Origin of the sequence: Anaeromonas gelatinilytica, from assembly GCF_016820635.1 — a bacterium.
In the GTDB taxonomy this organism is placed as follows: Bacteria; Bacillota; Clostridia; order Tissierellales; family SIT17; genus Anaeromonas; species Anaeromonas gelatinilytica.
Window position 1 is genome coordinate 1 of record NZ_WSFU01000036.1, and the last position, 11,380, is coordinate 11,380.

The 11,380-nt window shown below is 27.3% G+C and carries 11 protein-coding genes; 8 read left to right on the forward strand and 3 right to left on the reverse strand.

Annotated features, from left to right (window positions below):
* Nucleotides 1–136 precede the first annotated feature (136 nt).
* The 3 genes from GOQ29_RS02970 to GOQ29_RS02980 are packed head-to-tail and all read left to right on the forward strand — an operon-like array spanning nucleotide 137 to nucleotide 3,168.
* Entirely contained in the window at nucleotides 137–1,141 is a 1,005-nt protein-coding gene (locus GOQ29_RS02970) for an acyl-CoA dehydratase activase-related protein (RefSeq protein WP_203371147.1), read from the forward strand.
* Nucleotides 1,113–2,216, forward strand: coding sequence for a CoA protein activase (locus GOQ29_RS02975; RefSeq protein WP_203371148.1), 1,104 nt, complete (start codon nucleotides 1,113–1,115; stop codon nucleotides 2,214–2,216). Before GOQ29_RS02970 ends, GOQ29_RS02975 begins: the two co-directional genes overlap by 29 nt.
* Nucleotides 2,191–3,168, forward strand: a complete 978-nt coding sequence (locus GOQ29_RS02980) for an acyl-CoA dehydratase activase (RefSeq protein WP_203371149.1) — start codon at nucleotides 2,191–2,193, stop codon at nucleotides 3,166–3,168. The genes GOQ29_RS02975 and GOQ29_RS02980 overlap by 26 nt, the downstream gene beginning before the upstream one ends.
* A 168-nt stretch (nucleotides 3,169–3,336) precedes the next feature.
* On the opposite strand, the gene GOQ29_RS02985 is transcribed toward GOQ29_RS02980, so the two are convergent.
* The gene (locus GOQ29_RS02985) at nucleotides 3,337–4,299 is read right to left on the reverse strand and encodes a hypothetical protein (RefSeq protein WP_203371150.1); all 963 of its coding nucleotides are present in this window, start codon (nucleotides 4,297–4,299) and stop codon (nucleotides 3,337–3,339) included.
* Between the two features lie 166 nt (nucleotides 4,300–4,465).
* Between GOQ29_RS02985 and GOQ29_RS02990 the strand changes: the two genes are divergently transcribed.
* Nucleotides 4,466–5,863 carry a hypothetical protein gene (locus GOQ29_RS02990; protein WP_203371151.1) on the forward strand — a complete coding sequence of 466 codons (1,398 nt, stop codon included), beginning with the start codon at nucleotides 4,466–4,468 and terminating at the stop codon, nucleotides 5,861–5,863.
* A gap of 18 nt (nucleotides 5,864–5,881) precedes the next feature.
* On the opposite strand, the gene GOQ29_RS02995 is transcribed toward GOQ29_RS02990, so the two are convergent.
* A complete protein-coding gene (locus tag GOQ29_RS02995; protein WP_203371152.1) occupies nucleotides 5,882–6,871 on the reverse strand; it encodes an asparaginase in 990 nt (329 codons plus the stop codon).
* A gap of 414 nt (nucleotides 6,872–7,285) precedes the next feature.
* On the opposite strand from GOQ29_RS02995, the gene GOQ29_RS03000 reads away from it, so the two are divergent.
* Genes GOQ29_RS03000 through thiI form a run of 3 tightly spaced genes read left to right on the forward strand, consistent with a single transcriptional unit; the run spans nucleotide 7,286 to nucleotide 10,243 of the window.
* Entirely contained in the window at nucleotides 7,286–7,897 is a 612-nt protein-coding gene (locus GOQ29_RS03000) for a lactate utilization protein (RefSeq protein WP_203371153.1), read from the forward strand.
* Between the two features lie 14 nt (nucleotides 7,898–7,911).
* Nucleotides 7,912–9,069: a cysteine desulfurase family protein gene (locus tag GOQ29_RS03005; RefSeq protein ID WP_203371154.1), complete on the forward strand. Its 1,158-nt coding sequence runs from the start codon at nucleotides 7,912–7,914 to the stop codon at nucleotides 9,067–9,069.
* 4 nt (nucleotides 9,070–9,073) lie between these two features.
* Nucleotides 9,074–10,243 carry a tRNA uracil 4-sulfurtransferase ThiI gene (gene thiI / locus GOQ29_RS03010; RefSeq protein WP_203371155.1) on the forward strand — a complete coding sequence of 390 codons (1,170 nt, stop codon included), beginning with the start codon at nucleotides 9,074–9,076 and terminating at the stop codon, nucleotides 10,241–10,243.
* A gap of 79 nt (nucleotides 10,244–10,322) precedes the next feature.
* Here the strand turns inward: thiI and GOQ29_RS03015 are convergent, their stop codons facing one another.
* Nucleotides 10,323–10,448 carry an IS3 family transposase gene (locus GOQ29_RS03015; protein ID WP_425475064.1) on the reverse strand — a complete coding sequence of 42 codons (126 nt, stop codon included), beginning with the start codon at nucleotides 10,446–10,448 and terminating at the stop codon, nucleotides 10,323–10,325.
* A 196-nt stretch (nucleotides 10,449–10,644) separates the two neighbouring features.
* Here GOQ29_RS03015 and GOQ29_RS03020 point away from each other — a divergent pair, with 196 nt between their 5' ends.
* Complete coding sequence (locus GOQ29_RS03020) at nucleotides 10,645–11,025, forward strand: IS66 family transposase (protein WP_484477054.1); 381 nt, start codon at nucleotides 10,645–10,647, stop codon at nucleotides 11,023–11,025.
* Nucleotides 11,026–11,380: the final 355 nt, after the last annotated feature.

An 11,380-nucleotide genomic window follows, 5' to 3' on the forward strand; every position in this document is an offset into this window, starting at 1 on the left:
TTTCGTTTTTAGGGTGTTTCTTATTGTTAAGTTTAAATATTTACCTTGATGCAACACTAAAACCTTAAAAAAGGTTTTTTTTTATAATAAAATTACAAAAAATTGTTTATAATAATTATTGGATTGGAGGTTTAAAATGTTAAAAATAGGTATTCCAAGAGGAATGAATTATTATGATTTTTTCCCAATTTGGTATGAATTTTTTAGTGAGTTAGGAGCAGAGGTCTTAGTGTCTCCAAAAACTAATAAAGATATATTGAACATGGGAGTTTTAAATTGTGTAGATGATGCTTGTTTACCAGTAAAGGTGTTTCATGGTCATACATGTAGTATAAAAGATAAGGTAGATTATATTTTTATACCTAGGGTGATTAGTTTGGAAAAAAGAGAATATGAATGTCCAAAAATATTAGGACTACCTGCTATGGTTGAAAATAATATAAATGATTTACCAGAAATAATAGATATGGAGATTAATTTTAGAAAAAATAAAAATTATTTTGTAAAAGAAATACATAAAGTAGCAACAAGGATTACTAAAAATCCTATAAAAATTCGTAAAGCATATAATACAGCAATGATAGAATTCTATAAATATAAAGATTTATTAAAAGCTGGTTTGCATTGTGAGTTAGCTATTAAGAATTATAACAATAATAATATTGATTTAATCAATAAAAATAATAATGATAATAATAGATTGAATATTTTATTACTTGGGCATCCTTATAATATCTATGATGACTATGTAAATATGAACGTTTTTGCAAAATTAAATAAAAGAAAGATTAATGTAATTACACCTAATATGATAAATGACGAATATATTTGTAAACATGTATCTAATTTATCGAAAAGAATGTTTTGGACTTCTGGTAAAAAAATAGTAGGTTCATCATTTTTTTTATTAGAGGAAAGAAAAATTGATGGTATAATTTTTCTTTCTTCTTTTGGATGTGGCTTAGATTCTGTATTATTAGATATAGTAGAAAGAAAATCAAAGGAATATAAAATTCCTTTTAATTTAATTACATTAGATGAGCATTCAGGTGAAGCAGGGATTAACACCAGAATAGAAGCTTTTATTGATATGCTTGAATGGAGGTTTGAAGATGAAAATTACTTTTCCCCACATGGGTAATGTTTATATAGCTGCAAAAGGACTACTAGAAGATTTAGACAGAGAAGTAGTATTACCTCCTCCCATAACTAAAAAAACATTAGATTTAGGAACTAAATATACTCCTGAATCTATTTGTATGCCATTAAAAATTAATATTGGTAATTATATAGAAAGTATAGAAAAAGGAGCTGATACAGTACTTATAACTGGAAGTTGTGGGCCTTGCAGATTTGGATTTTATGCAAGTATGGAAAAAAAGTTATTAAAGGAGTTAGGATATGATGTTAATTTTATAAGTTTTGATCCTCCTGAAGGAAATCCTAAAAAATTACTAAATGAAGTTATAAAAGCGACTGGAACAAATAATTATTTTAAAATAATGAAGGCAGGCATAAGGGCTAAAAAGTTATTGTATGCTACAGATGAGCTATTAGATTATTCAAATTATAAAAGAGCAGTCACTATTCATAAAAATAAGGTAGATAAAATAATGGATGAATTTTATTCTAGAATAGAAAAAACTAAGGGAATAGATGAAATGAATTCTTTAATCAGATCGTCTTATAATAAATTAAAGTTAATAAAAGAAAATAAGAAAGATAATTTGAAGATAGGAATAATTGGAGAAATATATACAATAATAGAACCTTTTGTTAATCTGAATATTGAGAAAAAATTAGGTTATATGGACGTAATCGTTGATAAAGCTTTAACACCTAGTAAATGGGTTTCTCATCATCTAGGGATAGGTCAAATAGGTATAAGTGAAGAGAAAAAGAAATGGAAAAAAGCAAGACCTTATTTAAAAGCATTAGTAGGAGGACATGGTAGAGAAACTGTAGGTAGTGCCGTTATCTATGCCGAAGAAAAATATGATGGTTTAATTCAGATTTTACCATTTAATTGTATGCCAGAAGTTGTAGCGGAAAGTATATTGCCTTCTGTTCAAAGGGATCATAATATTCCAATTATGACCTTAATTGTTGATGAAATGACTGGCGAAGGCGGTTATCAAACACGAATTGAAGCATTTATTGATTTAGTGAAGAAGAGAAAGGAGTCACAAAATGACAGAATTATTTTTAGGGGTTGATGTTGGGTCAGTAAGTACAAATATTGTGATGATAAATAATAAGAATGAATTATTAGAGAAAAAGTATGTTAGAACTATGGGTAATCCTATAAAAGTATTAACAAAAGCAATGAAAGAAATAGGAAACAAATATAATGATAATCAAATAAAAGGAGTAGGGACTACAGGTAGTGGTAGGAATTTGGCTAATATCATTTTAGGGGCTGATATTATAAAGAATGAAATAACAGCTCACGCCATTGCAGGAATTAATTTCACACCAGAAGTTAGAACTATTTTAGAAATTGGAGGACAAGATTCAAAAATTATATTAATTGAAAATGGTATTATAACAGATTTTGCTATGAATACTGTATGTGCTGCTGGTACAGGATCTTTTTTAGATAGACAATCTCAAAGATTAGGTATAGAAATACAGGAATTTGGAGATCTTGCAATTAAATCTGATAATCCTGTTAGAATTGCAGGTAGATGTGCTGTTTTCGCAGAATCAGATATGATTCATAAACAACAATTGGGTCATAATCAAGAAGATATTATAAATGGATTATGTGAAGCTTTAGTTAGAAATTATTTAAATAATTTAGCTAAAAGTAAAAAAATAAACAAGACAATATTATTTCAAGGAGGAGTAGCAGCAAATAAAGGTATTAGAAAGGCGTTTGAAAAGTATTTAGGGGAAGAGATTCATATACCAGAATATTATGATGTTATGGGTTCTATAGGAGCAGCAATATTAGCAAAAGAAAAATTTAAGAAAACTAAAACTACTAATTTTAGAGGTTTTGATGCTACGAATGTAGAGTATAAAGTAAGAGGTTTTGAATGTAATGATTGTCCCAATATGTGTGAAGTTGTAGAAATTATAGCGGATGATAAAATTTTAGCAAGATGGCAAGATAAATGTGGTAAATATTCAAATTATATTAATAGTGATGATAATTTAGCTTAAAATACTAATATTAGTATTTTAAGCTAAACGTATATTATGTCTAAACTGATTTTTTTAATTGCTTGTCATTCAATTTTTGTATCAAAAAATATTCAAAAGTTTAAATTTTGAAAAAGTAAAGCAAAACAAGAACTCAAATTTGAGTTCTTGTTTTTTAGTAGGTTTAGATTATTCTAATGATTCTGTATCGATTTCTTCACTTGTATAAGTTTCTTCACTTAAGCTACAAGGTTTTTTAGTAGCTTCATCTATTTGATTAGGAAAGAGAGATGGGAAAGTTTCACATATTGGAGAAATTTCTGCTTCTAATTGTGGGAATCCTGTAGATAATACACAAAGTTGTACAGGAACTACAATTTTCTTTTCACAAGTTACACATAATGAAACTAATAAATTACCTCTTACTGCTCCAGTTTCATGGTTCACAATTAAGTCCCTAGTGATATTTTGAGTAGCTAATCTTGTTTCACAAGATATATTACAGAATTCTGTAAATCTTGGCAAGAAAGCTCCATCAAATACTGATGGCAAACATAATTGGAAGAAATTAGTTAAAACTAATGGATCTTTTAATGATGCAACTGGAACTTCTGCTGAGAGAGTAGCTTTACATTTTTCTTTACAATCATCAGTATAAATTATATCTATTTCTACAATAACATTTCCAGTAATATTAATATTTTGTGTTCCAAAAATTGGAGTACCTTTATTTTCTTCATCACATTCAGATGTATCAACATATAATAATTTTTCACTTCTAGTTCCATCTGGACCGATAACTTTAACGTCTTTGTCTCCATATTTTACAAAATCTGCTCCAGAAATTTCTGTATCAGTTTCTACCGTTAAATTTCTTGGATCTTTAATATTATCAGGATTAAAGAATTTTTTACATCTAATTTCTATAACTTTTAATATTCTTGAACCTCTTGGTAATGCTGGTCTAAAGCATTGTCCTGATATTGTTCTTAAACCTTGAAGATTAAATAATGCAGCATCATATACTTTTTGGACATATATAGGTTCAGACACAACATTTTTTAATGAGCCATCAAATTTACAGCCAGTAGTTGCATCACAACATTGTTCAGGTTTTGTTAAATCTAAGAGATCATTCCTTCTCTTTTTCATTTTTTTTCCTCCTTATTACAAATTGGAATTGTTCTTCCTACTTTTAATATATTCTTTTTTTACTATTCTGCTACTTTTTTTTCAAATCGTAATAATTTCAGTTTTATTTAAATATTATTAAATATAGTCTTAAGAAAAAGTATATTATTTAGAAAGGAGGGTATAAATGTCTTTATTAAAGAATAATAGCTATTTATTAACTGATTCTTTTAATAATATTTATCATATATTAAACAAAGAAAATAAACTTATTGTAGTTAACTATAATAAAATTTATGGAAGTAATAATGAAAAAATATTGATGGATAATTGTAGTGAATACTTTTTTGCTACTATAGATAAAACAAATAATATAAATCTAATATGTCAAGAATTGAATAAAAATAATATATATTTATTTACTTGTAATAGTGGTCAATGGTCTAAATTAATTATAGATGAAGAAGAAAAACAAAAGATATATGAACCAATGATAATTCAAAAAGGAAGAGATAGTCATATATTTTATCTTAAAAAAGATAATGTGGGAATTGATACTTATAATTTTATCCATAAAGTAATTTCTGGTGAAAAAGTATTAGGTAATAATTTATTTGATGTGAAATCTAATGGAATATTAAATCCATATAGTATTAATAAATATAAAAATGGAATATTAATCACATATATAAATTCAGAGGAATATTATCATAATATATGTTTAAGATATTTTGATATGATTTCTAATGAAATAAATGATGAAATAATTATTAATGATGATGAATATGAAAAATATTATTTAGATTCTATAGTTGTGAATGATAATATTTTATATATTACTTATTGTGGGAAAGAATATGGAAATTTTAAAGTAATATGTGACTATTTAGATTTACAAAATTCAATATTAGAGACTAATTCACGAGTAATATTATCAAATCCATCTAATTGTATTTATCCAACCTTGGTATACGATAAAGGGGATTTATGGGTGATTTGGTATGAATATCAAGGAATAATGAGTTCAGTAAAATTAAGGAATTCAAAAGCGTTTACTGGACCATATTTATGGAATAAATCAAAGGGTAAAAATTTATTAAGATATGGTTTTATATCTAATAATGATAATATGAAAAAAAGATATAAGTTAAATTATTCTTTTGGTTTAGCTCCACCAGATATATCTTTTATAGGTTTTGGAGATTTAGATGATGTGCAAGAAGTTGTATTAAAAAAAAACTTAATAGATAGGAGGAATAATGAAAATATGACTGAAAAGAAAAATGAGGAATATGTAGAACCAGAAAAATGTTTTGAAGATGAACCAAAAGAAGAAGAAATAGAAGAGTATAAGAAAGATATTGAGGAAAATAAAAGACTTTTAAGTAAATTATTACAGAGTACTGTAAAAGAAAAAGATATGTTTGAGGATCTTACTAAAAAAATCAAAGATTTAGAAGAAAAGGTAAAAACAACGTCTAAATTAGACAAAGATGAAGATTATGAAGAGCTTGAAAGAAGAGTACAGGATATAGAAGATTATTTAACAAGAAGAAGGAGGGGGATATTTGGACCTAGAGGTTAAGTAGGGCTTATATAAGTCCTACTTAAATTTGTCTTTTTCAAATAAATCTCTAATTTTATTGACATCATTAGTTATACTTAAGGCTAGCATTAATTTTATTCTTGCTTTTTGTCCTGGTAAATTAAAACCAAATATAGCACCTAAATTTCTTAGCATTTTGCCACCACCTAGATAACCATAGGTATCTAGTACCCTACCAATTGGGCAACGAGAGACAATTACAACAGGAATGTTCTTATTAATGGCTCTTTTTATACCATCTAGCATAGGAGGAGGTACATTTCCTCTACCGAGTGCTTCAATAATTAAACCTTTGTATTTAGAATTTATATAAAAATCAATGATATCTGATTCTATTCCGGCTCCACATTTAATTAGTCCTATTTTTGATTCTATTTTTTTTATGTTTAATATGTGATCATGAGATTTTTTATCTCTATAATAAATAACTTCGTCATTGTCTACAATACCTAAAGGACCAAATTCAGGAGATTTAAAAGTGTTCAATGATAATGTATTAGTTTTAGTTACTTCTGTAGCAGCATTTACTTCATTATTCATGACCACTAAAACACCTTTATTTTTTGATTCTTCAGAGATTGCAGTACATATTGCAGCAGATAAATTACTAGGGCCATCATAACCTAATTCAGAACCATTTCTCATAGCACCAACAACTATAGTAGGTTTTTCTGATTTTATTGTCCATTCTAAGAAAAAAGCAGTTTCTTCTAGTGTGTCTGTCCCATGAGTAACTACAACTCCATGGATATCTTCTCTATTCAATACATCATTTATTAAATTAGATAATTCAAGCATTAAATTTGGTGTCATATGAGGTCCTGGAAGTTTAGAAAAATTGATAATTTCTATATCAGCATATTGTTCTATATTAGTAACCATAGACATAATTTCTTCACTACTTAATGCAGGTATAGCGGCATTTATCCTTGGATCCACCTTCATCGAAATAGTTCCACCAGTAAATATAACAGCTATTTTTTTCAATTTAAAACCTCCTATCAAAATATGATAACATAAATATTTTAACAGAATATAAAGAAAAAAGCACTAAATATAGAAAAGGAATATTATAAAGGAATATTAATAATATTTTAAAGATAATAAAATAAAAAGGGTATTTTATATAATAAATAAGGAATGGCTTAAGCCACTCCTTATTTATACCGCATCCACTAAGAATGCAAGTAATCCAAACCGTTCAAAAGGGGTATTGGGAATAGAGATTTAATTGAGGTTACCAGGGGGATAACCATGATTAATTATAACAAAATCCGACAAATTTCGCAAGTGTTTTTTTAGATATATTTTTTTCAATATGAAATTATGCTATATATTGATATTAGTAAGTTAATTTATATGATATAATATATGACTAGAATAGAGTTAGGAGGTATTTGAATGAATAATTTAATAGATGAAAGTATAAAAAAATTAGAAGAAAATGGTTTTATTGTTAATTATTTCGAAAATATTAGTGATGCAAAAAAATATATATTGAGTGAAATTGATTTAAAAGATGATGTTGGGATTGGAGGTTCAATGACGGTTTTTGATAGTGGTTTGCATGAGGATCTAAATGATAGAGGAAATACAGTTTATTGGCACTGGTTAGAAAGTATTGAAAATAGGGATGAAATATTACAGAATGCATCTAGAACTTCTAAATATATATCTAGTGCTAATGCAATTACTAAGGATGGAAAAATTATTAATATTGATGGAGTAGGTAATAGAGTGGCTTCTATGTTTTATGGTCATGAGACTGTATATATTATAGTAGGAATAAATAAATTAGTAGAGGATACTGATAAAGGGATAAAAAGGATTAAGGCAGAAGCTTGTCCTAAAAATGCTAAAAGATTAGATTTAGATACTCCGTGTAGATATACAGGAAAGTGTACTGATTGTAAATCAGATGATAGAATGTGTAATGTTACGGTCATAATAGAAGGTAAGCCTGGAAAAACTGATATTAATATTATATTAGTGAATGAAAATTTAGGCTATTAAATTGAGGTGATGGAATGTTAGTTTATTTAGATAATAGTGCGACTACTAGAGCAAGAGATAAAGTAATAGACGAAATGAATATAATGCTAAAAAGAGATTATGGCAATCCCTCGTCTCTTCATAGGATGGGACTTAATGTAGAAAAGAGAATTAAAGAAGCTAGGAATATTATATCAGACTATTTAAATGTAAAAAAAGAAGAAATATTTTTTACATCGGGAGGTACTGAAAGTAATAATTTAGCTATACAAGGGATAATCAATAAATATAATAAAAAAGGAAAACATGTAATTACTTCTAAAATAGAACATTCTTCTGTTTTGAATGTCTTTAGTAAATATGAAAAAATGGGTTATGATGTAACTTATTTAGATATAAATAATGATGGAACTATTAATCTAGAGCAGTTTAAAAAAGAAATTAGAGAAGACACAATTTTAGTATCAATTATGATGGTAAATAACGAAACAGGTACTATTCAACCGATAGAAGAAGTCAAAAAAATAATTAAAGGAAAAAATCCAGAAATTAAATTACATGTTGATGGTGTTCAAGCTTTTAGTAAGATAGAGTTTAATATAAACAAATTAGATGTAGATACTTTTTCTTTTAGTAGTCACAAGATTCACGGGCCGAAGGGGATAGGTGGCATATATATCAAGAAAGATTTAAATATTAATCCTATATTTTATGGTGGTAATCAAGAAATGGGGTTAAGGTCTGGTACGGAAAATACTCCAGGAATTATTGGTCTAGGTAAAGCAGTTGATATATTAAGAAAATCAGGGAGGAAAGAAAGAGAGGAAATAAAGAAATTAAAAAATTATTTTTTAACTAAAGTTGAAGAGAATATAGATGATATTAGAATAAATAGTTTTAAAGATGATAGATGTTCTAGTCATATTGCTAATATATCTTTTTTAAATATAAAAGGTGAAGTTTTGCTTCATTTTCTTGAAGATGATGATATTTATGTTTCTACTGGTTCGGCTTGTTCTTCAAAGGAAAAGACAGGAAGTCATGTATTAAAGGCGATGAAATTATCTGATGAGGAGATAGAAGGAGCAATTAGATTTAGTTTTAGTTTTTATAATACTAAAGAACAGATAGATTATGCTATAGAGCGATTAAAAGAAAGAGTTGAAGAGATACGAGATATTATGATGAGGTGATTAAATGGATAGAGTGATTAGTGTAAGTGTAGGAGAAGTTGCATTAAAAAAAGGCAATAGAAATTTTTTTGAGAAAAAATTATTAAATCAAATAAAAGTTGCAACTAAAGATTTAGGGAGACCAAATGTATATAGAGAACGAGGAAAAATGTATGTAAAAGCAAATGAAGACAATTTAGAAGCACTTATAAAAAGAGTTAGAAAGGTCTTTGGTATTGTACATGTAAGTCCTGGATATAAAGTAAATAAAGAAATGAAATCCATTGAAAAAGTATCATTGAAAGAAATAGAGGAAATTAGAAAGACTAAAGAAATTGGAACGTTCAAGGTGCAGTGTAAAAGAGCAGATAAAAAATTTCCGTTAAATTCCATGGAAGTAGCTAGGAGAGTAGGAGGATATATTTTGGCTAATACAGAAGGATTAAATGTTGATGTTCATAATCCTGATATATATATATATGTAGATATTAGAGATAGTGCATACATATTCTCAAAAAAGATAAAGGGGTATGGAGGATTACCTTTAGGAACTAATGGCAGAGGATTGCTATTATTGTCTGGAGGAATCGATAGTCCTGTAGCAGGATTTATGATAGGAAAAAGAGGAGTATCTATTGAAGCAGTTCATTATCATAGTTATCCTTTTACTAGTGAGAGAGCAGAAGAAAAGGTAAAAGATTTAGCTAAGATATTGTCAAGATATTGTGGACAAATTAAATTATATAGTGTTAATATTCTTAATATCCAAAAGGAGATTAATAAAAATTGCCCATCAGAAGAAATGACGATAATATCTAGAAGATTTATGATGAGAATAGCTGAAAAAATTGCTAGGAACAATGAAATAGATTGTTTAATAACAGGAGAAAGTCTTGGTCAAGTAGCTAGCCAAACTATGAAGGGATTAAATGTGACTAATTCTTCAGTAGATATTCCTGTATTCAGACCTTTAATTGGTCTTGATAAAACAGAGATAACCGAAATAGCACAAGATATTGAAACCTTTGAAACTTCTATACTACCTTTTGAAGATTGTTGCACAGTATTTTTACCAAAACATCCTGTAACTAGGCCTAAATTAGATAATATCGAGAAATCTGAAGGGTCCTTGGATGTAGATGAGTTAATAGATAATGCTGTTGAAAATATGAGAATAATAGATATAAATATATAAAAAGGTTTAGAAAATAAGGTTACCCCAAAAAGTTAGACTTTTTTCAGAGTAGATATTGAAATAATTTCTACTCTGATTTTTATTTATTATTATAGCTAAATATTCCACCATATAATTTCCTATATTCTACAGGACTTAACAATCCTAATTTTTCTTTAATTCGTTTTTTATTGTAATATTTTATATATTCTTCAATAGCTAGCAACCCAATTCCTAATACTAGTATCTGACGATATCTTAAAATTTATAGCAAGATATCTGTATCCACCTTTTCCATTTAGATAGGCTTTTACTACTTTCATCTTAAATTCAAAACTATATTTTGCTTAATTAAAACCGACCCCCAAAAGTTAGATTTTTGGTCTAACTTTTGGGGGTCGGTTCGATCTTCAAGAGCACTAATAGGGTTTAATTATTGTGCAAAACTTTATGTAATTGAAAAGGATCTAAAACAGCAACATAGTCAAGAATGTAACTACTATACAAAACGTTACGAAAAACGTCTAGAAGAGTCTAAATCAATAATAGATGAGTTTATGGCTTATGTAGATAGAGAACTTGAAAATGCAGTTCCAAGAAGTGCCCTTGGAAAAGCCTTAGCATACATAAAGCCTCTACTTCAAAGTTTTAAAAATGTTTTCTTAGAAGATGGTATAATAGAAATCGATAATAACTCTGCTGAAAGATTGATAAGAGCTCTTGTGATTGGTAGAAAGATCGTACTGACAAAGAAAGCTTATTTAAAATATTACCATTCTCTGAGAACTTACCTGAAGATTTAAAAAGAAAAATTAAATAAAAACAAAACATCCAGTAGAGATTGCATAATACTAATTTCTACTGGATTTATTATATTAATAACATCATCTGAGTTCCATACGTCAAATCTTTATCGCTTATGTTAGAACCATTTCTTTTTTTACATGATTTGCTCATTTTCCTTAGTGTAATTTTTGTTGAAAATATTACAGAAATTTAATAACCGAGCTGTAAAATTAGACATTTTTCTGTTCTTTTTTATGTTATGTTATATTATATCACACAAATGCATTTGTAATAAAAAGAATAATAAAAAAGACCAGCTAGTAAAAGTCAATAGAAAAAATTAAAAAACATGAAAAAACTATGAATATAAAA